At 46.5% G+C, this 20,730-nt stretch carries 18 protein-coding genes and 3 tRNA genes; 19 read left to right on the top strand and 2 right to left on the bottom strand.

Annotation, left to right across the window (positions count from 1 at the left end):
- Window positions 1-34 precede the first annotated feature (34 nt).
- From hemG to Cabys_RS12430, 7 genes are all read left to right on the top strand, one after another.
- Window positions 35-1,396 (top strand): protoporphyrinogen oxidase, encoded by a 1,362-nt coding sequence (gene hemG, locus Cabys_RS12460; protein WP_006930890.1) that lies wholly within the window; start codon window positions 35-37, stop codon window positions 1,394-1,396.
- Between the two features lie 9 nt (window positions 1,397-1,405).
- Window positions 1,406-2,383 (top strand): porphobilinogen synthase, encoded by a 978-nt coding sequence (gene hemB, locus Cabys_RS12455; protein ID WP_006930888.1) that lies wholly within the window; start codon window positions 1,406-1,408, stop codon window positions 2,381-2,383.
- A 33-nt stretch (window positions 2,384-2,416) separates the two neighbouring features.
- Window positions 2,417-3,700: a glutamate-1-semialdehyde 2,1-aminomutase gene (hemL, locus tag Cabys_RS12450; protein ID WP_006930887.1), complete on the top strand. Its 1,284-nt coding sequence runs from the start codon at window positions 2,417-2,419 to the stop codon at window positions 3,698-3,700.
- A gap of 188 nt (window positions 3,701-3,888) precedes the next feature.
- Complete coding sequence (locus tag Cabys_RS12445) at window positions 3,889-5,319, top strand: peptidylprolyl isomerase (RefSeq protein WP_006930885.1); 1,431 nt, start codon at window positions 3,889-3,891, stop codon at window positions 5,317-5,319.
- 373 nt (window positions 5,320-5,692) lie between these two features.
- Window positions 5,693-6,652, top strand: a complete 960-nt coding sequence (locus tag Cabys_RS12440; RefSeq protein WP_006930884.1) for an ROK family protein — start codon at window positions 5,693-5,695, stop codon at window positions 6,650-6,652.
- A gap of 65 nt (window positions 6,653-6,717) precedes the next feature.
- The gene (locus Cabys_RS12435) at window positions 6,718-8,094 is read left to right on the top strand and encodes a glycoside hydrolase family 47 protein (protein ID WP_006930883.1); all 1,377 of its coding nucleotides are present in this window, start codon (window positions 6,718-6,720) and stop codon (window positions 8,092-8,094) included.
- A gap of 280 nt (window positions 8,095-8,374) precedes the next feature.
- The gene (locus tag Cabys_RS12430; protein ID WP_006930882.1) at window positions 8,375-9,382 is read left to right on the top strand and encodes a WG repeat-containing protein; all 1,008 of its coding nucleotides are present in this window, start codon (window positions 8,375-8,377) and stop codon (window positions 9,380-9,382) included.
- Window positions 9,383-9,564: 182 nt separating this feature from the next.
- On the opposite strand, the gene Cabys_RS19835 is transcribed toward Cabys_RS12430, so the two are convergent.
- Window positions 9,565-9,777 (bottom strand): hypothetical protein, encoded by a 213-nt coding sequence (locus Cabys_RS19835; RefSeq protein WP_150109323.1) that lies wholly within the window; start codon window positions 9,775-9,777, stop codon window positions 9,565-9,567.
- A 165-nt stretch (window positions 9,778-9,942) separates the two neighbouring features.
- Window positions 9,943-12,366, bottom strand: a complete 2,424-nt coding sequence (locus Cabys_RS12425) for a Lon protease family protein (protein WP_006930881.1) — start codon at window positions 12,364-12,366, stop codon at window positions 9,943-9,945.
- 110 nt (window positions 12,367-12,476) lie between these two features.
- Here Cabys_RS12425 and Cabys_RS19830 point away from each other — a divergent pair.
- The 12 genes from Cabys_RS19830 to Cabys_RS12375 all read left to right on the top strand — a co-directional run bounded on the left by Cabys_RS19830 (window position 12,477) and on the right by Cabys_RS12375 (window position 20,493).
- Window positions 12,477-12,568 (top strand) — tRNA-Sec (locus tag Cabys_RS19830).
- A gap of 102 nt (window positions 12,569-12,670) precedes the next feature.
- Entirely contained in the window at window positions 12,671-12,826 is a 156-nt protein-coding gene (locus Cabys_RS20090) for a hypothetical protein (RefSeq protein WP_006930880.1), read from the top strand.
- A 215-nt stretch (window positions 12,827-13,041) separates the two neighbouring features.
- Window positions 13,042-13,125 (top strand) — tRNA-Tyr (locus Cabys_RS12420).
- Between the two features lie 104 nt (window positions 13,126-13,229).
- Window positions 13,230-13,303: transfer RNA gene (locus Cabys_RS12415), tRNA-Val, on the top strand.
- 61 nt (window positions 13,304-13,364) lie between these two features.
- Window positions 13,365-15,284, top strand: a complete 1,920-nt coding sequence (gene thrS / locus Cabys_RS12410; RefSeq protein WP_006930879.1) for a threonine--tRNA ligase — start codon at window positions 13,365-13,367, stop codon at window positions 15,282-15,284.
- A 33-nt stretch (window positions 15,285-15,317) separates the two neighbouring features.
- Window positions 15,318-15,824, top strand: coding sequence for a translation initiation factor IF-3 (gene infC, locus Cabys_RS12405; RefSeq protein ID WP_006930878.1), 507 nt, complete (start codon window positions 15,318-15,320; stop codon window positions 15,822-15,824).
- Between the two features lie 15 nt (window positions 15,825-15,839).
- The gene (rpmI, locus tag Cabys_RS12400; RefSeq protein ID WP_006930877.1) at window positions 15,840-16,034 is read left to right on the top strand and encodes a 50S ribosomal protein L35; all 195 of its coding nucleotides are present in this window, start codon (window positions 15,840-15,842) and stop codon (window positions 16,032-16,034) included.
- A 27-nt stretch (window positions 16,035-16,061) separates the two neighbouring features.
- Window positions 16,062-16,409 carry a 50S ribosomal protein L20 gene (rplT, locus tag Cabys_RS12395; protein ID WP_006930876.1) on the top strand — a complete coding sequence of 116 codons (348 nt, stop codon included), beginning with the start codon at window positions 16,062-16,064 and terminating at the stop codon, window positions 16,407-16,409.
- Between the two features lie 87 nt (window positions 16,410-16,496).
- Window positions 16,497-17,504: a phenylalanine--tRNA ligase subunit alpha gene (gene pheS / locus Cabys_RS12390; protein WP_006930875.1), complete on the top strand. Its 1,008-nt coding sequence runs from the start codon at window positions 16,497-16,499 to the stop codon at window positions 17,502-17,504.
- Between the two features lie 11 nt (window positions 17,505-17,515).
- Window positions 17,516-19,894 (top strand): phenylalanine--tRNA ligase subunit beta, encoded by a 2,379-nt coding sequence (gene pheT, locus Cabys_RS12385; RefSeq protein ID WP_006930874.1) that lies wholly within the window; start codon window positions 17,516-17,518, stop codon window positions 19,892-19,894.
- Window positions 19,895-19,897: 3 nt separating this feature from the next.
- Window positions 19,898-20,170 carry a cell division protein ZapB gene (zapB, locus tag Cabys_RS12380; protein ID WP_006930873.1) on the top strand — a complete coding sequence of 91 codons (273 nt, stop codon included), beginning with the start codon at window positions 19,898-19,900 and terminating at the stop codon, window positions 20,168-20,170.
- A gap of 35 nt (window positions 20,171-20,205) precedes the next feature.
- Entirely contained in the window at window positions 20,206-20,493 is a 288-nt protein-coding gene (locus Cabys_RS12375) for a cell division protein ZapA (protein ID WP_006930872.1), read from the top strand.
- The last annotated feature ends 237 nt before the right edge of the window (window positions 20,494-20,730 follow it).

Raw genomic sequence — 20,730 nt, 5'->3', positions numbered from 1 at the left:
GTAGAAGGATTCAAAAACGAAGGAGCGAAAAAAAATGACAGTAGCCGTAATTGGCGCCGGTATTTCCGGATTGACCACGGCCTATTACCTGAAGCAACAAGGAGTGGATGTTCAGGTTTTTGAGAAAAACAATTACATCGGCGGCTCGGTAATCACCGAAAAAAAGGATGGGTTTTTAATCGATCTCGGGCCGAACAGCACGCTGGAAACTTCGCAAGTTTTACGTCAGTTGATCGATCAGATAGGTTTGCAGTCGCAAAAGGTTTATGCCAGCGATGTAAGCAATAAAAGGTATGTGGTGCGCGATGGTCTTTTGCACGCTTTGCCCCTTTCGCCGCCGGCTTTTATTAAAACTAAACTCTTCTCCTGGAAGGCGAAGCTGCAGTTGTTAAAGGAGCCATTTCTGCCAAAGGTTGAGGTCGATGACATTTCACTGGCCGATTATGTGCGTTACCGGTTGGGTGATGAGTTTCTGGATTACGCCATTAATCCCTTTGTAGCCGGTGTTTACGCCGGCGATCCAGAACAGTTGAGCGCGCCAGCCGCCTTCCCGAAATTGTACAATCTTGAACAAAATTACGGATCATTTATCAAAGGAGCGATAAAAGGCAAGCGAGAACGCAAAAAGCGCCAGGAGGTGGCCAAAGATCGCGCTAAAATGTTTTCTTTTCTGGACGGCATGCAGGTTTTTCCTCAGGCTCTGGCCCGGCAGTTGGGCGAGGTAATTCACCTGAATTGTGAAGTGCGGGAAGTCATCCCGCACGGAAAGGGATTTAAGGTGGTTCTGGAGCAGGATTCTGGCGAGCAGGAATGTTTTTTTGAACGGGTTGTTATTTCGGTTCCCACCTATGTTCAGGCTAAAATTTTAAATTCTATTTTAAAAGAGCGGGCGGCATTACTGGCCGATGTGTTACATCCGCCGATTGCGGTGGTGTTTATGGGATTTAAGCGCGACGACGTGGCGCATGCCCTCGATGGGTTTGGCTTTTTGTTGCCGGCCAAAGAAAAAAAACAGATTCTGGGCTCCATTTTCAGTTCCACCATTTTCCCTCAGCGGGCGCCGCAGGGAAAAGTGGCCTTTACCACCTTTGTCGGAGGTATGCGCAATCCGGACAACGCGTTAAAGGATGACGAAGAGATCAAAGAATTGGTTTTAAAAGACCTGAATGACCTGGTCGGCCTTCATGGGCAGCCGGTTTTAACCAGAATTCGTCGCTGGCCCAGAGCCATTCCCCAGTACACGCTGGGGTACAAAAAAATCCAGGCGCTGTTCGACGAACTGGAACAGGAATTTTCCGGTCTCTTTTTTGCCGGTAACTTCCGGCGCGGAATCAGCGTTGGCGACAGCGTTCTTTCCGCTTTTGAAACGTCCGAAAAAATGTTAAAAGAAAAATAAGGAGAGCCTATGTTTACCCCCTATTATCGTCCCCGAAGATTACGAAGAAATGAAAACATTCGTCGGATGGTACGCGAAACGCACCTGAGCGTTGACGATTTAATCTTTCCCCTGTTTGTTACAGAAGGGAAAAACGTTAAAAATCCCATTCATTCCATGCCGGGCAATTTTCAATGGTCAATCGATCTGTTGGTGGAAGAAGTAAAAGAGGTGCATCGACTGGGAATTCCGGCCATCATTTTGTTTGGCATTCCGGATCATAAAGACCCCGTGGGCAGCGATGCCATGAACGACGAGGGCATTATTCAGCGCGCCGTTAAGGCCATAAAAGACGCCGTGCCCGAAATGTACGTGATAACCGATGTCTGCTTTTGCGAATACACCGATCATGGTCATTGCGGCGCGGTGGTTGACGGCGATGTGGACAATGATTCCACTCTGGAAATGCTCGGCAACCAGGTGCTTACCCATGCCAGAGCAGGCGCCGACATGGTCGCTCCTTCCGGCATGATGGATGGTATGGTGGGCGCCATTCGCGAAGCGCTGGATGACAATGGTTTTGAAAAGATACCGATCATGAGTTACGCCGCTAAATACGCTTCCGCTTTTTACGGGCCGTTTCGCGATGCCGCCGAATCAGCGCCGCAATTTGGCGACCGTCGCAGCTATCAAATGGACCCTTCCAATGCGCGCGAAGCGCTGTACGAGGTAGACCTGGACGTCAACGAAGGAGCGGATATCATCATGGTCAAGCCTGCGCTCTCCTATCTGGACGTAATTCGCCGTGTGCGCGAACGCATCGAACTGCCGGTTGCGGCTTACAATGTGAGCGGCGAGTTTTCCATGGTCAAGGCGGCGGCGCAGCAGGGCTGGATCGACGAAAAACGCGTTACACTGGAAATTTTGACTTCCATTAAACGCGCGGGAGCCGATTTGATTTTAACCTACCACGCCAAAGATGCCGCCAGATGGCTGGCAGAACTTTAAAAGAATTGTACATCAAGCAGGGAGTAACATTCGATGAACCGCAGTTCAGAATTGTTTCGTAAAGCGCAAAAGTATTTGCCGGGCGGCGTAAATTCGCCGGTACGGGCTTTTAAAAGCGTCAACAGAGACCCGTTGTTCATTGCCTCCGGAGCGGGCAGTAAAATTCGCGATGTTGACGGAAATGAATATATCGACTACGTGGGCTCGTGGGGGCCGTTGATCTTAGGGCACGCTCATCCGGAAGTGGTGGAGTATTTGCAGAGCGTAACCGAATCCGGGACCAGTTTTGGCGCGCCTACAGAGCTGGAAATCTTAATCGCCGAAAAGATTGTGCAAATGGTGCCCTCGGTTGAAATGGTGCGCATGGTCAATTCCGGCACCGAAGCTACCATGAGCGCCATTCGTCTGGCACGGGGATTTACCGGGCGCGACAAGATCATCAAATTTGAAGGATGTTACCACGGCCATGGCGATAGTTTTTTGATCAAAGCCGGTTCCGGCGCCTTAACCTTTGGCGAGCCCAACAGTCCGGGGGTTCCTGCCGCGCTGGCTAAAGAAACTTTAACGGCCGGGTTTAACGATCTGGATTCGGTGGAACGGCTGTTCGAGTCATTTAAAAATCAGATCGCAGCCGTGATTGTGGAACCCATCGCCGGCAACATGGGCGTTATTCCCCCGGCAGACGGGTTTTTACAGGGCCTGCGCGATTTGTGTACGCAAAATGGCGCCCTGCTGATCTTTGATGAAGTGATGACCGGCTTTCGCGTACATGCAGGTGGCGCGCAAAGCCTTTACAATGTCCAGCCAGATTTAACCACCATGGGCAAGGTGATTGGCGGCGGACTGCCGGCCGCGGCCTATGGCGGTAAAAGAGAAATCATGGAGATGGTTTCGCCGGCCGGAGCGGTCTATCAGGCGGGCACCCTTTCTGGCAATCCGCTGGCCATGGCTGCCGGCTTAAAAACCCTGGAAATCATTTCCCGTCCCGGCTTTTTTGAAAAACTGAATAAAAAAGCCAACTGGTTTTTCTCTGAACTGGCGCATTATGTTGAAAATCAGAATTTCCCTTTAAGTCTCAATTATGTCAATTCCATGGGCTGCCTGTTTTTTAAGCCAGGCGAAGTTCGCAACTTTAACGAAGCCACGCAATCCGATACGGAGTTATTTGCCCGATATTTCGGCGGCATGCTGGACAAAGGCATTTACCTGGCGCCGTCGCAATTTGAGGCCATGTTCATTTCTGCCGCCCATTCCGAAGAAGATTTGCAAAACACCTTGCATGCCGGGCGGGAAGTGCTGGAAAAACTTTTTAAATAAGGTCTTTGAAAGCAATGAATGGTTAATCCCATTCAGAGCGGTTAAACGACAGCAGGAATGCGGTGGGAGCGATCGTTCCAGAAACGGAATTGAAAAATTCTCCATGACGCTGCTGGCGCGATAGTGCGACGGGCTTTTTATCTGGTTAACGAAATAATTGTGTTAAAAATTTAAACGGAGGTGGATTTATGGTTTGGGTGAAAAACGGGCTTGTTCTGTTTTTGATCAGTTTGATCGTTGTTACTGCCTGTAAAAAAGAAGAGGAGCCGCCACAGGTTCGCCATCAATGGATTGCCATGGTTGACTCTTTTGATTTATGGGCATCGCGCGTTGACCATGCTTTTGAATATAGCAAAGACTTTAAAAAAGCCAAAGCCATTACGCCCGAACTCTTGAAATCCTACATCAAACACTATTTTCTGGATGAATTGTATTTGCTGGCAGAAGCAAAAACGCTAAAGCTGGATGAAGACCCTGAATTTTTGAAAATCATGAAAAAGATCAAAATTAAAGAAATGACCAAGCCAAACGGGCCGCTATTTAAGGCCATTGTTCCAGAAAAATTTGAGGTGGACAATAAAAAGCTGGAACTCTTGTACCAGCGTTTGCCCTACCGTTTGACCCTGCAGCAAATTCTGGTTACTTCAAAATCGTTGGCCGATTCCATTTACGACGCTTTGATGAAGGGGGCCGACTGGAACAAACTGGTTCTGAAATATTCCAACGATTTATACACTGCCAAAAAAGAGGGCGTGCTTTCGGATTATTTAGTGCCGGGTATGGCCGCTCCGGAATACGAAGAAGCCGCTTTCAGCCTGTGGCAAAAGGGACAAATCTCCAGGCCCGTAAAAACGGATTTTGGTTACCATATCATCCGCTTGATGTACCGAGAAAAACTGGATGTCAGCTCTTTTAATTTTGAACAGGAACGGCTGAAAAAAATCGCCCAGCTGTCCGCAAAAAATCAATTCATTCGCGATTACATCCGATCGCTGTTTGATAAATTTCATCTGACTGCCAATAAAGAACTCTATCCTGCGTTGCTTAACGCCTTCGAAAGAAAAGGTGTTTTTGGAACTATTAATCCGCAAAAAATCAAAGAAAACGATATGGAGGCCATTTTTATTAAACACGATCGTGACTCCATGTCGCTGGGCGGGTTTGTGGAAGCCTACAACGAACTCAATCGTTATGAACGCTATCGGCTGGAACGCCCGGAAGATATTGACATCATGGTGCGCAAGATCATTTCGCCGGAATTGATGTATTACGACGGCGTAGAGCGCGGTCTGGATAAGGACCCGTTGTATCAGGACTTCATTCGCTACAATTATCGGCACGAACTGGAAAAGATCGCCCAAAAACGGTTGATCGACGAGGCCATTCCGATAAGCGATCAGGAAGTAAAAGAATATTTTGATCGGCATCGAAATTTGTGGAAAAACAGTAAATTTAAAGATGTGAAGCCGTATGTACGCAATCGCCTGTTAGTTGAGAAAAGAAAACGGTACAGAGGTGAGTTGCTCAACGCCCTGCGCGAAAAGCATCCGGTGAAATTCAACGAAGAGATTATTCAGGAATTGGTGGAAAAATATAACAAGAAAAAACAGGCCGCCTGAGACCTCTTTGCCGCCTTTTTCACCTCGGGCGGGGTAAATGGGGCGGCAGAGATTGTTCGCAACTTTGATTTTTTTGGCCGGCCTGTCGGAATTCTCAAAATGACGGGCCCCGTTTAATTCTGAAGAAGTTTATCGGTTTGTTGGGAAAGGAGCAAAAGAGTTGGATCCAATCGGCGCTAATTTAGCGGGCAAAGTTGATCGACTCGTTGCGCATGGTATTTAATCTTGAAAATGAATCATATTTGCATAAATTCTTTAAAGGCGAAAGGGCCGTGCCGCGTTCGGGGGTGGTGGGCGAAAATGGGCATTGTACCGGGCGCTCAGACTTTTGTTTTAAAATGGATTGATAAAGTCAGGAAATAAGGGAGTTTAAATGGCCACAAATGATTTTGTGCTGGGGATTGACATCGGGGGAACTAATACCAAAGTAGGGCTGGTCGATAAAAATGCTAAAATTCACGCGCGTTTCGATTTACCAACCGCATCCGAAAAACCGGCATCCGATTTATTTGAGCGCATCTTCAAAAAACTGGATGAACATTGCAAACAATATGAGCTTACGCCACATATCCTGGGTGTTGGGATTGGAGCCCCCAATGGAAATTATTTTACGGGGCTTATTGAAAAACCGCCCAATCTGAAGTGGAATCGCGTCAATCTGGTGGCTCTGGCACAGGAGCATCTTAATGTTCCGGCAGCCCTGACCAACGACGCCAATGCGGCCGCTCTGGGCGAAATGCTGTTTGGAGTGGCCAAAGGTATGAAAAATTTTATTGAAATTACGCTGGGCACCGGGCTGGGTAGCGGCATTATCGTTAATGGACAGCTGGTTTATGGCCATGATGGTTACGCCGGCGAAATGGGGCATGTCATCGTGGAAAAAGATGGTCGTTTATGCGGCTGCGGAAGGCGCGGATGTCTTGAAACGTATGTTTCTGCCACGGGGTTAAAGCGTACGGTTTTTGAATTACTGGCCAGTGAAAACAGCTCCAGTCTTTTACACGACATTCCTTTTAACGATTTGACCTCCAAAATGGTTTATGATGCGGCCTTAAAAGGCGATCCGATTGCGCTAAAAAGTTTTGATTTTACCGGCCAGATATTGGGGCGGGCGCTGGCGGATGCCGTGGCCTACCTCAGTCCGCAAGCCATCGTTCTGTTTGGCGGGCTGGCGGCGGCCGGGGATTTTATTTTCATTCCCACTAAAAAATATATGGAAGATAACCTGTTGCCAATTTACCGAAATAAGGTGAAAATAATCCCTTCTGGTTTGCCCGAAAGCGATGCGGCCATTTTGGGCGCCGCTGCTCTGATATGGAATGAATTAGATTAAATAAATCTGTCTTCCGCCGCTTATGACCAGGCGGCGGGGGAGTTATTAACAGCAAAGGCAGCGCCATGAAAAGTTATGTTTTTTTGGGAGTTTATTTTTTATCCCTTGCCTGCCTGTTACTTTGCATGCAAAGCTGCAGCCCCGATCAACAACCTGACGCCGCTCCGGAGCATTATCTGGCCGATTCGGTTAAAGCCGAATTCTTACACGCCTGGCGCGGTTACTGGCAGTATGCGCGCGGTATGGACGATTTAAAACCGGTGAGTCAAAAAGGGCGTAACTGGTATGAAGAATCTTTATTGATGACTCCGGTTGACGCGTATGACACCATGATTTTGATGGGCCTGGAAAACGAAAGGCAACAGGCCAAAGAGCTGATTTGCACTCATCTGAATTTTGACAAAAATTTTAGCGTTAAAGCCTTTGAGATTAATATTCGCCTGTTGGGCGGATTGCTATCGGCCTATCAACTGGAAGGCGACTCGTGTTTTCTCAGGCTGGCTACAGATCTGGCCGATCGCCTTTTGCCGGTGTTTGATTCGCCGACCGGCATGCCCTACATGTTTGTCAATCTGGCTACTGGCGAAACTTCCGGAGAAATTAGCAACCCGGCAGAAATCGGTACCTATATGGTTGAGTTTGGTACCCTTTCCAGAATAACTAAAAACAAACGGTATGTTGAAAAAGCCAAACGTGCTGTGCAGGCGCTTTATCAAAGGCGATCGAGCATCGGGCTGGTGGGGACAACCATTAATGTGGAAACCGGGGCCTGGATTGATCGCTCCTCGCATCTTGGAGGAATGATTGATTCCTACTACGAATATTTGTTAAAAGGCGCCATCCTGCTGGATGATACGGAACTGTGGCAGATGTGGAAAACCAGCGTGGCAGCGGTTAACAGGTATTTAAAGCAGGAAACAAATCACAGCCTGTGGTATGGCCGCACCGACATGGAAAGCGGCAAAATTCATCGTACATGGTTTGGCGCCCTTGAAGCGTTTTTTCCGGCGGTGCTTGCGCTGGATAAACAATTAAATTTTGCCGATTGTTTGTGGCAATCTTATTTTGAGGTGTGGCAACATCACGGCCTGGCGCCGGAAATGTTCGATTACCAGAAGAGGGAAGTGGTATCCGCCTATTATTTTTTACGACCCGAGCTCATTGAATCGACCTATTACCTTTATTATTTCACGCGAGATGAAAAATATCGGGAGGCCGGTAGTGCGATTTTTGCCTCGTTGAAAAAACATTGCAAAACCAAAGCCGGATATGCGGCGCTGAAAAACGTTATTACCAAGGAAAAATCCGACTCGATGGAAAGCTTCTTTCTTGCGGAAACTTTAAAGTACCTGTACCTCCTCTTTAAACATCCGGATTTTTTAGACCTTGATGAAATTGTTTTTAATACGGAAGCGCATCTTATGGTGAAAGACATGGATTGACAGGAGGGGATAAAGTGTCATTCCGGCCGAGCGCAGCGAGAGCCGGAATCCAGTGCATTTTGGAAGGGATTCCTGCTTTCGCAGGAATGACGTGGAAGGGTGGGAGGGATTCCTGCTTTCGCAGGAATGACGTGGAAAGGTGGGAGGGATTCCTGCTTTCGCAGGAATGACATGAAAGGGTGGAAGGGATTCCCGCTTGCGCGGGAATGAAATTGTTTTGATGGAATGCAACTTTCTTTTATATTGATAGCCGACAACAAACAAATACGAGGTGAAACAAATGAGATGGATTTTAATAAGCCTTTTTTTAATCTCTGCATTAGCGGCTCAGAATAATGATTTTCGTTACCGAATTGTAGTTGACGGCAAACATGGATTTATCGATAGCCAGGGGCAAGTAGTCATTCCGCCGCAGTTTCATGAGTGCGGTCAATTCAACGAAGGGCTGGCCCGTTTTCGTGATTATGACCAGTGGGGATTTATCAATCCTCAGGGCAAAAAAGTGATTCCTGCCCAATACGATGAAGCGCTCGATTTTTCTGATGGGCTGGCCGCCGTTCGTAAAGGTCGTTTCTGGGGATATATTAACAAAAACGATTCGTTGGTCATTCCGTTCATGTACACTAAAGCGCTCGCTTTTAAAGAGGGATTAGCGCCGGTAAGGATGGGGAAGAAGTTTCTTTTTATGTGGATTAATCGCGGCTATGGATTTATCAATAAAAAAAATGAAACGGTCATACAGCCGGCTTACACCTTTGCCTATCCTTTTTCCGATGGACTGGCTCTGGTCAATTTCACTAAAAAATTTCTTGGGATTATCCCGCTGCGTGTCCAGCGTAATTTTGTTGATCATAGTGGCAATGCGATTATCAAAACTGCCTTTCAGGGGATCAGTTCCTTTTCCGAAGGAATGGCCCGTTTTCAGGAAAAGGGCCTGATCGGGTTTATAGATAAGAGCGGCAATATTGCCATTGAAGCGCAATTCGACAACGCCTCCAACTTTTCCGAAGGGCTGGCCGCGGTTAGAATAGGCAAAACCTGGGGATTTATTAATAAAACGGGCCGCTTTGTTATTCCCGCTCGCTACGATTACGCGCTTTCATTTTCAGAAGACCTGGCGCCGGTTAAACAGGGAAGCGAGTGGATTTTTATCGACCGCGCTGGTACACAGGCCATTAGCCAGACTTTTGAAGCATGTTCCCCTTTCCGCAATGGGCTGGCCCTGGTACGGTTGAACGGCAAGGTGGCTTACATTGACAAAACGGGCAAACTGGTTTGGTCTAATTAGTAAGAAGTCTTTAAGGAGTTCACTCTGAGGTAGCACAGTTGCAGGCAGGAATTTTTTCGCGTAGATTTCGCAGATACTCGCAGAAGAATAAAAAAAATAGCGTTGATTGGCGCTATCGGCGGGAAGAAAATTCTTCCACTTTTGAAACAAAAGAAGAATTTCAGCCCCCCCCTCGATCCTCCTCAATCAGAATAAAAGAAGAATGACCGAACTTGTAAGGGCGAAGGATTTCCTGAACAATGCAGCGCTGGAAAAAAATCGCTTTCAAATAAAACATGGCCAATGAAAAAATAATGATGGAAATCCTTCGCCCCTACAAAAACGTGGACTGGCGCTTTTCCCGCCAGGTCGGAATTCGGAATGCCAGGCTGGCGACCATTCAACCATTCAACCATTCAACTATTCAACTATCCAACTATTCAACCAATCCAGCAGCACAAAAATTTTCGAATCCCGCCCGGGCGGGACAGATGCTACGAAGGAAGTATCCTAAACCTCTAAACTGCTAAACCACTAAACCCTTCCGATCACTCTAAAATTTAAAAAAAACCATTCATTTTTCACTCTTCACTGTCATCCTGGTCTTTTTTGCTCATCTCGCTGATCTGTTGGCGGAAGGCCTGTGTTTGTCTGGCAAATTCCACCAGGCGCTGGCGAACTTTTTCAAAAATTGAGTTTTGTGTGTACGATCCGTCTTTATGACGTAAGCCGCATTTCTGGCCGGTAAGGATGTAAAGGCCGTCCTCAATATTATCAACCGCCCAGATATGAAATTTGCCGGCCCTTACCGCTTCAACGACTTCATCTTTTAACAAAAGATTTTTTACATTGGCCTGAGGAATGATCACGCCTTGCTGACCGTTCAAGCCGCGCGACTGGCAAACCTTAAAAAAACCTTCGATCTTTTCGTTGACGCCGCCGATGGCCTGTACTTCTCCTTTCTGGTTTACCGAACCGGTAACGGCGATGCCCTGATTGATAGGCACGCCGGAAAGGGCGCTGATCAGGGCGTACAATTCAGCTGAAGAGGCGCTGTCGCCGTCAATACCGGAATAGCTCTGTTCAAAAGTAATGGAGGCAGAAAAGGAGAGCGGCATGTCGTTGCCAAATTTTTCGTAAAAAAAGCCGGCTAAAATAAGCACGCCTTTGTCGTGGATTTTACCGCTTAATTTGGCTTCCCGTTCGATATTAATGATCCCGCGTGAGCCGATGTAGGTGTTAATGGTAATGCGGTTGGGACGGCCGAATACATGATCGCCCACGTCATAAACCGCCAGGCCGTTTATTTCGCCCACCTTGAAACCTGTGACATCGATATTGATGGTGCGTTCGCGGATGGCCTCATGAATTTTTTCTTCGATTAAATTATGGCGATAGATGAGGTTGTCGATAGCCATTTCCACATCCTGGCGCGAAACCAGTTTATGCCTTTTTTGCGCCGCCCAGAAGGATGATTCTCGAATGATTCTCACCAGTTCCGCAAAGCGAATGGACAGGCGCTTTTTGTGATCGGCCAGCCGATAGGCGTATTCGATGATGGCTTCCACGCCGCTGCGATCAAAGTGCCTCAGCTTTTCTTCATGAACCACGCGACTGATGAATTGAACGTATTGCTTAACCGTGGTGGGCGTCTCTTTCACTTCCACGTCAAAATCTGCGCGCACTTTGAAAATTTTACCGAACTCTTCATCATAAGAATGCAGTAAACGATACAAATAGGCCTGACCGATTAAGATCACCTTCACCTTCAGGGGGATGGGCCTGGGTCGTAACGAGGTGGTGGTTGCCAGCCCGATTAGTTCAGGAAAATCTTCAATCCGCAATTCACCCGAACGCAGGCTCCTTTTGAGCGATTCGTAAGCAAATGGATGTTTTAAAAGTTGTTCGGCATCAATCACCAGATAGCCGCCGTTGGCATTGAGCAGCGAACCGGGTTTAATCATTGTGTAGTCGGTGTAAACAAACCCCTGATAAGCCTTTTTTTCAATGCGCCCAAATAGATTGGTGTAGGTGGGGTTGGTTTCGTAAACCACCGGCGAGCCATTGTGTTTGGTGTTATCCACCACGATATTGACCTGATATTTGTCGATCTGTGGGCCCTGTTGAAGCGGCAGGGGAGACTCGCTTTCGCTTTTACCCAGAAAATTGGCCACATCTTTGATGATGTCTTCCGCAGCCTGATGGAGGTAGTTTTTGATTTCCGGGAAGTCATGATATTTTTCTAACAGGTGGGCAAAGTGATTGTTAACCACAAAGCGGGCTGTTTTTTGCGTCAGGTCTTCTAATTCATCGTGCAGGTCGCGGTCGAGAATATTGATGTTTTTGACCACTTCCTGAATTCGTTTTTGGACATAGGCCAGGTTGTTGGTGATTTTTTCCCGTTCTTCGTGTGGCAATAACTGGAATTCTTCCTGATTCAGGGGCTTGCCGTTTTTAGTTGGAATGGTTAAAAAACCCATATTGGAAGGCTGAATTTGAATATCCAGCGCGTGGGCTTCTACTTCCAGGGTTTGCAGCAGCTCCTGCTTTTTTTTCTGATATTTTTCGACCACCTTGCCCCGCTCATCGTCATATTGCTTGGATTCCAGCGATTTCAATAAGTCTCGCCGCAAATTGCGAATTAATTTTTGAAAACGGTTTTTAAATCTCCTTCCTTCTCCCGGCGGCATCAAAATGGCGTAAGGCTCGTCCGGCGCTTCGAAATTGTAAATGATTATGCAATCCTGAGGGGGCGGGCCCTGGCGCGCAAAACGCTTAACCAGATCCATTACGATGGTTGTTCGACCGCTACCGTAGCGACCGGAAACAAATAAATTGTAGCCGCTTTTGTCCATTTGCAGGGCAAAATTGATGGATGAGACGGCCCGTTCCTGGCCGATTACCGTATCCAGCGGGGGAATATCTTTAGTGGTGTTAAATTTAATTTTTGCAAGGCTTACATCTTTTTTTAATTGATCTGCGCTGAGAAGACATTTTTTTAACATGCTGTTCTCCAATTTATTGGATGGTTAAAAAGAAAATACTAAACAACTGCCAATTCCTGCAAACAAATTTTGCTTTATGTTAATATTTTTTAGAAATTGTATTACATTTCGGGAGTGCATGGGGCCCGGTGGTCCCCCCGGCCTTCAAAGCCGCGTGTGTCCCGCTTAAGGGACAGGTGGGTTCGACTCCCACACACTCCCGCTATTTTCCTGATCTATTTCACTCCCTTTTTTCATCATTTTTTAAGTTTTGTATTTCGCCACCGAAAATAATATTTAGAGATTAAAAAACAGGAGAAAGGCTATGACGCCCAGAGCAAAATTGATGTATTTAAAATTACGCTACGTGGAAATCCCCAAAATTTTAGTGAAAGCCCAGTATTTAAAGGTGAAAAAATTATTCGTCAGGCATCAGCCCGCGCCAGAAATGGTTCGCCTGGACAAAAGTCTTTCGGTATAAGCCCATTGGTTCCGATCGGTAAAAAAACTGCCGAACGATGCCATTTAATCCATTGCATTGCAGCATAACCAATAATTTGTACCGATGTCTAAGCGTTAAATACCTCTAAAGCAATTCGCATCATAAAATAAAAACCCTGAAAAAAATTGTACGAATTCAAAAAAATGTTGACATGCATGCGTCAAAATTATTATATTTGAAATCTCAAATGAATTGGGGAGGTTGCGGAGCGGTCAAACGCAGCAGACTGTAAATCTGCCGGCCGAGTGCCTTCGGAGGTTCGAATCCTTCCCTCCCCACTTAACAGGCCCTGATCACACCATCAGGGCTTTTTTTTTTGATTTAAATAAAATATGTATTGATTTTATTCGTTTTAGAATGTAAATTTGTAAATTGAATTTATGGGGCGGTAGCTCAGTTGGTTAGAGCGCTACGTTGACATCGTAGAGGTCGGGAGTTCGAATCCCCCCCGTCCCACCGTGAACCACGGGCTAACCCGTGGTTTCTTTTATGCGAAAAAAGGAAAGAGGTAATAGATTTGGCCTTAATTAAAATTACGTTTCCCGATGGAAGTGAAAAAGAGTATGAGTCGGGCGTTACCGCGATAGAGATCGCCAGGCAGATCAGCAACAGCCTGGCAAAAAAGGCGGTTGCAGCCCGCTTCAACGAGCAGGTGATTGGCTTAAATGAGCCTCTGACGGAGTCCGGGAAGCTGGAAATATTGACTTTTAAAGATAAAGAGGGCAGAGAGGTCTTCTGGCATTCGTCTGCTCATTTGATGGCCCAGGCCATTAAGCGCCTTTTCCCTGAAGCGCAGTTAGGAATCGGCCCGCCCATTGAAGATGGTTTTTACTATGATATTGATCTGGAGCGGCCCATTACGCCGGAAGATTTTCCGCTGATCGAAAAAGAGATGGCCAAAATCGTTGACGAAGATTTACCTACAGAGAAAAAAGTAATGAGCGCAAAGGAGGCCATCGATTTTTTTAAAAAGATCAACGAAAATTTGAAGGTCGAGCTGATTGAGGAAATCGATTCGCGCGACGAGACCATTACGGCTTACAGTCAGGGAGAATTTACCGATCTTTGTCGCGGACCTCATGTGCCGTCCACTAAATATCTTGGTAAAAACTTTAAGTTGCTTTCTGTGGCGGGCGCTTACTGGCACGGCGACGAAAAAAACAAGATGCTTCAGCGTATTTACGCCACCAACTATCCCGATAAAAAGATGCTGAAAGAGCATCTGCGCCGCCTCGAAGAAGCCAAAAAGCGCGATCATCGCAAACTGGGACGCGAGCTGGACCTGTTTTCCATTCAGGATGAGATCGGTAGTGGGTTGATTTTGTGGCATCCCAAAGGCGCGTTGATGCGTCACATTATTGAAACCTATTTGAAAGAAGAGTTGTTGCAAAGCGGCTATCATCTGGTATCCACGCCGCACATCGCTAAAGAACATCTGTGGGAGGTCAGCGGGCATACCAGCTTTTATCGGGAGAACATGTACAGCCCGATGTTGGTGGACGACGTGGCTTACCAGCTTAAGCCCATGAACTGCCCGTTTCACATGATGATCTATAAATCTAAAATTCGCAGTTATCGCGATTTGCCGTTGCGCTTTGCGGAACTGGGAACCGTTTACCGATATGAGCGTTCCGGTGTGCTGCACGGCTTGATGCGTGTGCGGGGCTTTACGCAGGACGACGCGCATATTTATTGCCATCCCGATCAATTGCAGGATGAAATTATCCGTGTGCTGGATTTGAATTCCAGAGTATTAAGTAAATTTGGTTTTACGGATTATGAAGTTTATCTTTCTACTCGTCCGGAAAAATTTGTGGGCGATGTACAAAGCTGGGATCATGCCACCGAGGCGTTAAAGAACGCTCTGGAGCGTAAGGAGATGGATTATCAGATCGATCCGGGCGAAGGCGTTTTTTACGGTCCCAAAATTGATATTAAAATTAAAGACGTGCTTGGTCGGCGCTGGCAGTGTTCGACCATTCAGGTCGATTTTAATCTGCCCGAGCGCTTTGATTTGACTTTTGTGGATTCCGATGGCCAGGCGTATCGACCGATTACCATCCACCGGGCGTTGCTGGGCTCGCTGGAGCGTTTCTTTGGCATTTTAATTGAACACTATGCCGGCTTTTTCCCATTATGGCTGGCTCCGCTTCAGGTCATTGTTCTGCCGATTGCGGACCGGCACTTTGATTATGCCGATCAAATCGCCGAACAATTACGCTTGAAAGGCGTGAGAGTAGAAGTGGATAAGCGCAACGAAAAAATCGGCTTTAAAATTCGGGAAGCCGAAGTACAAAAAGTACCGTACATGCTTATTCTGGGCGATAAAGAGGTTGAAGAAAAACGTTTGTCTGTGCGCCATAAAGGCGAGGGAGATTTAGGCGCCATGCAATATCAGGACTTTGAGCATAGAATTTTAGACGAATTAAAACAGTAGAAAAAAACGAGGAGGAAAGAGCTTATCGCTCAATTGACACAAAAAAACCGAATTAACGAAGCCATAACAGCCAGAGAAGTGCGGCTGATTGATGACGAAGGGAAACAGGTAGGTATTGTTTCCCTGGATAAGGCTTTAGCATTAGCGCAGGAAAAAGGACTGGATTTGGTGGAAATTGCGCCGAACGCCAATCCGCCCGTTTGTAAAATTCTTGATTACGGGAAATACGTTTACGAGCAAAGTAAAAAAGAGAAATTAAGTAAGAAGAAGCAGCACACGGTTGTTGTAAAAGAAATTCGCATGCGGCCGAAAACCGAAGATCACGATCTGAAATACAAATTGAAACATGCGCGCGAATTTTTAATGAACAAAAATAAGGTCAAGTTTACGGTGCATTTTCGGGGCAGAGAGCTGGCCCATAAAGAGTTTGGCGAACGATTGCTGGAAAAGATCGAAAACGAATTAAGCGATATCGCCAAGGTTGAAGGAAAAAAGCAATTCGAAGGCCGTAACATGACCATGGTGATGACATTAAAGTAGAAAGGGGTTAATACAATGCCTAAGATGAAATCAAATCGCGGAGCCGCTAAAAGATTTCGCGTTACCGCCAGCGGTAAAATTAAAAGGCATCATGCATATCATAGCCATATCCTAACCAAAAAGAGTTCCAAGCGCAAACGTAATTTGCGCAAAGAATCGATGATTACCGATGCGGATATCAAACGCGTTAGAAGAATGATCTTGGCTTAAGAGAAAAAAGAAAAGTAGGAGATAAAAATGCCACGTGCAAAAAATAATGTTGCCGCTCGTCAAAGAAGAAAAAAGATTCTGAAAGCGGCTAAAGGCTATCGCCTTGGGAAAAGCCGCCTTTACAAAACCGCTAAGGATCAGGTAGAAAAAAGCTGGCTGTACGCCTATCGCGATCGTCGGGCTAAAAAACGCACTTTTCGTACGCTGTGGATTACGCGTATTAACGCAGCCTGCCGCCTGAACGGCGTATCGTATTCTGTTTTTATGAACGGTCTTAAAAAAGCCAACATCGAGCTTAATCGGAAAGCGCTGGCCGACCTGGCGGTGCATGATCCTCAGGGATTTAGTGCGCTGGTTAAACAAGTTATCGCTTGATTTACCATGCAAATCTTTGTTTTGGTTTTAAAGGGAGGTCTGTGTTAAGCCTTCCTTTTTTTATTCATTAAACGACGGACGATTAAGATGAATGAAATTATTGAAAAGATTCGGGCAGAATTTTCGCAAGCTGTGCAGTCGGTTAAAAGTCCGGCCGATCTGGAGCCCATTCGCGTAAAATTTTTGGGGCGAAAGGGACTGGTCTCAACCTCATTTGAGCGCATCTCCGAGTTGCCCAAAGAACAGCGCCCTCTATTTGGCAAAGCGCTTAACGAGTTAAAAAAAGAGCTGGAAACTCAGTACCAGGCGCTGGCGGCAAGTTTTAAAGATAAAGAAGCCGCTAAACGCAGGATCGATTTGACCCTGCCGGGGCGCAAACCGTTTGCCGGACGCAAACATCCTTTGTTAAAAGTTGCCGACGAAATCAAACAAATTTTTACCAGTCTGGGCTTTACCATTGAAGACGGTCCGGAGATCGAAACCGATTTCTACAACTTTGAGGCGTTAAATATTCCCAAAACCCATCCTGCGCGAGACATGCAAGATACTCTTTACATTACCGATGATATTCTGTTAAGAACGCACACCTCGCCGGTGCAGATTCGCGTGATGCAAAGACAAAAACCGCCCATTCAGATGATTGCGCCGGGCCGCGTTTATCGACGCGATACGCCCGATGCCAGCCATTCGCCTTTTTTTCATCAGGTGGAGGGACTGGTGGTGGATGAGGGCATTACCTTTGCCGATTTAAAGGGCGTTATTCAGGCCTTTGCCCACCGTATGTTCGGGCCCGATATTAAAGTGCGCTTTAGACCCAGTTTTTTCCCCTTTACCGAGCCCAGCGCCGAGTATGATTTTAGCTGCGTGTTTTGTAAGGGAAAAGGCTGTCGCGTTTGTAAGAATACCGGCTGGATGGAAATTTCCGGCGCCGGAATGGTGCATCCCAATGTGTTTAAAGCGGCGGGCGTGGATGCGGAAAAATACACGGGCTACGCGTTTGGAATGGGCATTGATCGCATTGCCATGATTAAATACGCCATTGATGACATACGAATCTTTTTTGAAAATGACATTCGATTTTTAAACCAATTTTAAGAGTACGAACCATGAAAGTAACCTATCGTTGGCTGAAAGACTTTGTAGATTTTGAAGAATCGGCTGAAGAAATTGCCCGTTTGCTTACCGAAGCCGGGCTGGAAGTAGAAGAAGTGATTCCCATGGTACAACGTTTTAACGGCGTTGTGGTGGGTAAGGTGCTGGAGGTGAACAAACATCCTAATGCCGATAAATTGTCGGTTTGTAAGGTGCAGACCGATAAGGAAACCTTTCAGGTGATTTGCGGCGCGCCCAATGTACGAGCCGGCCAGCTTGTGCCTTTTGCCATGGTTGGCGCCACCCTGCCCAATGGCATGAAGATCAAAAAGGCTAAAATCCGCGGCGTAGAATCGTACGGCATGATTTGCTCCAGAGAAGAGCTGGGCCTTGAACAACATTCTGACGGCATCTGGGCTTTTGATGAGGACTACCGGCCGGGAACGGACGTTTACGCCCTGCTTAGCCAGGAGCAGGATTGGATCATCGATATCGCGGTTACGCCAAACAGGGGCGACTGCCTCAGCGTGTACGGTATTGCGCGCGAAGTGGCCGCTTTGACCGGCCGACCCTTAAAAGAGTTGCAGCCGCAGGTTAAAGAAGAACTGGCAGAAAGCGCCGATCAGATCATTAAAATCAACATCCATGATCCGGATGGCTGCCCGCGGTACGCCGGACGCGTTATCCGCAACGTAAAAATCGGCCCCAGCCCAGAATGGATGCAAAAGCGACTAATGGCCGTCGGATTCAGGCCCATTAACAACATCGTCGATATTACCAACTACGTATTGGCCGAAATCGGCCATCCGCTGCACGCTTTTGATTTAAAATTTATCAAAGGGAACGAAATAAATGTGCGGCCCAGTAAAGAGGGCGATGTTTTTGTAACGCTGGACGACAAAGAACGAAAGCTACCCGAAAACACGGTGATGATTTGCGACGCCGAGCGCCCGGTAGCCATCGGAGGCATTATGGGCGGCCAGAATTCGGAAGTAAGCGAGCAGACCACCGACATTCTGCTGGAAAGCGCCTATTTTAAACCGGAGCGCATCGCCATGTCTTCCAAAAGATTGGGCCTGAGTACCGATGCTTCTCAGCATTTTGAGCGGGGCGCCGATCCGGAAAATGTTATCCGTGCCATCAATTACGCCGCAGCATTGATGGAAAGACTGGCCGACGGCGCGGTGGCAAAGGGCATTGTTGATGTGTATCCTGCCCCTGTTAAAGAAAAACGAATTCCGCTGAACGTGGAAAAGATAAACCGCGTTCTGGGAACGGATTTTTCTGAACAGACCATTCGGGAAAAACTGGAATCCATCCGGTTAACAATAGAAAACAATGAGGTGATTGTGCCGACCTTTCGTCACGATCTTTCCATTGTAGAAGACCTGGCGGAAGAGGTGGCGCGTCTGGTAAACTATTCCAATTTACCGGCCCGGCAGTACACCACCACTTTTTACGAAATGCCGCTTTCGGAGCAGGAAAATCGTTTGCAGTTTTTACGCTCGGAAATGCTGGCTCTGGGACTGCAGGAAATTTTCACGCAGAGCATGGTGCGTCAGGCAGAAGCGCAGCTATTTAACGAGCGGCCCATTGCCATTAAAAATCCGGTCAGCGACGATATGGCTTTTATGCGTCCCTCGCTGTTTGCCGGGATGTTAAAAGCGGTAAGCCATAATTTGAATCGCAACAACAAAAACCTGCGCTTTTTTGAAATCGGTCGTATCTTTACGGCATTTGACGGTAAAAATTTGCCGGAACAGCCCTATGCGCTGGCCGTGGTCATTACCGGCAGCCGCCACGTACCGGCCTGGAATGTTCCGGAACAAGCGGTTGATTTTTATGATATTAAAGGTTATCTGGAAGCATTTTTAAATAAATTATTTCTTGACAACTACCAAATTATTTTATATGATAAAACAGGTTACATGGAAAAAGATCAGACCGTTGCCGTAAAGATTAATGATGACTTGATCGCCATTTGCGGCAAATTAAGCGCAGATGTTTGCGAGAAGTTTGAAATTGAAAAAGACGTTTACGGCTTTGAGTTAAACGTCGATCTTTTACAAAAATATCTGGTCTTTGACCGGCAATTTAAGCCGATACCCAGATTTCCTTATTCCGAGCGCGATGTTGCCTTTTTGCTGGATGAGGAGATACTGGCGGCTGACGTTGTAGAATTTGTACAAAAAAACGGAGGTTCCCTGTTAAAATCGGTTGAGATCTTTGACGTGTATCAGGGTAAAAATATTCCGGAAGGAAAACGGAGCATTGCCCTGCGTTTAAGATATCAATCTAACGAAAGAACATTGAGTGATAAGGAAGTTGATCAATACTTCCAACAAATAATCAATAAAACCATTAAACACTTTTCGGCGAGCTTGCGGAAGTGAACGATGAATCTACAAAACTTTGAACAGCTGGAAAAATCTGTTCATTCCCTGATCGATAAGTATCGGGAATTACGCTTCAGGTATTACCAGTTACAACAAGAGAATAACGAACTAAAGGAAAAAGCAAAGCTTGTCGAAAAACACAACGGAGAGCTTAATTTACAAGAAATTGAGAAATTAAGAGCGGAAAACAGCGCATTAAAAGCGGAGCGATCAGAATTAAAAGAACGTTTAAAAAAATTGATCGCTGAGCTGGAAGAGATTGACATCACTTAATGGTGTTGAGTAAAAGAAGATAAGGAAAAGGATGAATGGCTAACGGCCAGATTCGCGTTAACATTTTTGGATCAGAATACACATTGGTTTCCGACAATGATGAAAATTATGTGCGAGAAATTGCGCAATACATTGATCAAAAAATGAGGGAAATTGATAAAAATCAATCAATTAAATCAACCGTTAAAATAGCCATTTTGACGGCGTTGAATGTTGCCGATGAATTGTTTCAGGAACGATTGTATCGGCAAAAGTTACTCAGTCAATTAGATGAGGAAGCCAAAAAATTAAATCGTGAACTGGCCGAGTTTGTAGAAGAATAGCCGTTCTTTTCCATTGCTATTTAGCCCTGTCTTTACAAGGGACTAAATAGGACCAACACCATCAACACAGGGAACCGCGCTCTGGGCGTTGATTGCAAGCCACGGTCCCGATTCGTCGGGATGCAGAGGAAGCATGACCCGTCCAGGAGGTGCCCACTGTATTGTAGAAGAGGTTCTATCACTAGTCCACTAAAGACAGGGCTTTTTTATTTGAATCATCCTCTGTTTGAGGGATAA

This window comes from Caldithrix abyssi DSM 13497, assembly GCF_001886815.1.
Taxonomy (GTDB): domain Bacteria; phylum Calditrichota; class Calditrichia; order Calditrichales; family Calditrichaceae; genus Caldithrix; species Caldithrix abyssi.
Note: the sequence above shows the minus strand (reverse complement) of the source record. Positions and strands in the feature narration are given on the sequence as shown.

Excerpts from the sequence above, each read along its gene's own strand:
- hemG (WP_006930890.1), top strand. The coding sequence starts at position 35 with ATGACAGTAGCCGTAATTGGCGCCGGTATTTCCGGATTGACCACGGCC.
- hemB (WP_006930888.1), top strand. The coding sequence starts at position 1,406 with ATGTTTACCCCCTATTATCGTCCCCGAAGATTACGAAGAAATGAAAAC.
- hemL (WP_006930887.1), top strand. The coding sequence starts at position 2,417 with ATGAACCGCAGTTCAGAATTGTTTCGTAAAGCGCAAAAGTATTTGCCG.
- Cabys_RS12445 (WP_006930885.1), top strand. The coding sequence starts at position 3,889 with ATGGTTTGGGTGAAAAACGGGCTTGTTCTGTTTTTGATCAGTTTGATC.
- Cabys_RS12440 (WP_006930884.1), top strand. The coding sequence starts at position 5,693 with ATGGCCACAAATGATTTTGTGCTGGGGATTGACATCGGGGGAACTAAT.
- Cabys_RS12435 (WP_006930883.1), top strand. The coding sequence starts at position 6,718 with ATGAAAAGTTATGTTTTTTTGGGAGTTTATTTTTTATCCCTTGCCTGC.
- Cabys_RS12430 (WP_006930882.1), top strand. The coding sequence starts at position 8,375 with ATGAGATGGATTTTAATAAGCCTTTTTTTAATCTCTGCATTAGCGGCT.
- Cabys_RS19835 (WP_150109323.1), bottom strand. The coding sequence starts at position 9,777 with ATGGTTGAATGGTTGAATGGTCGCCAGCCTGGCATTCCGAATTCCGAC.
- Cabys_RS12425 (WP_006930881.1), bottom strand. The coding sequence starts at position 12,366 with ATGTTAAAAAAATGTCTTCTCAGCGCAGATCAATTAAAAAAAGATGTA.
- Cabys_RS20090 (WP_006930880.1), top strand. The coding sequence starts at position 12,671 with ATGACGCCCAGAGCAAAATTGATGTATTTAAAATTACGCTACGTGGAA.
- rpmI (WP_006930877.1), top strand. The coding sequence starts at position 15,840 with ATGCCTAAGATGAAATCAAATCGCGGAGCCGCTAAAAGATTTCGCGTT.
- rplT (WP_006930876.1), top strand. The coding sequence starts at position 16,062 with ATGCCACGTGCAAAAAATAATGTTGCCGCTCGTCAAAGAAGAAAAAAG.
- pheS (WP_006930875.1), top strand. The coding sequence starts at position 16,497 with ATGAATGAAATTATTGAAAAGATTCGGGCAGAATTTTCGCAAGCTGTG.
- pheT (WP_006930874.1), top strand. The coding sequence starts at position 17,516 with ATGAAAGTAACCTATCGTTGGCTGAAAGACTTTGTAGATTTTGAAGAA.
- zapB (WP_006930873.1), top strand. The coding sequence starts at position 19,898 with ATGAATCTACAAAACTTTGAACAGCTGGAAAAATCTGTTCATTCCCTG.
- Cabys_RS12375 (WP_006930872.1), top strand. The coding sequence starts at position 20,206 with ATGGCTAACGGCCAGATTCGCGTTAACATTTTTGGATCAGAATACACA.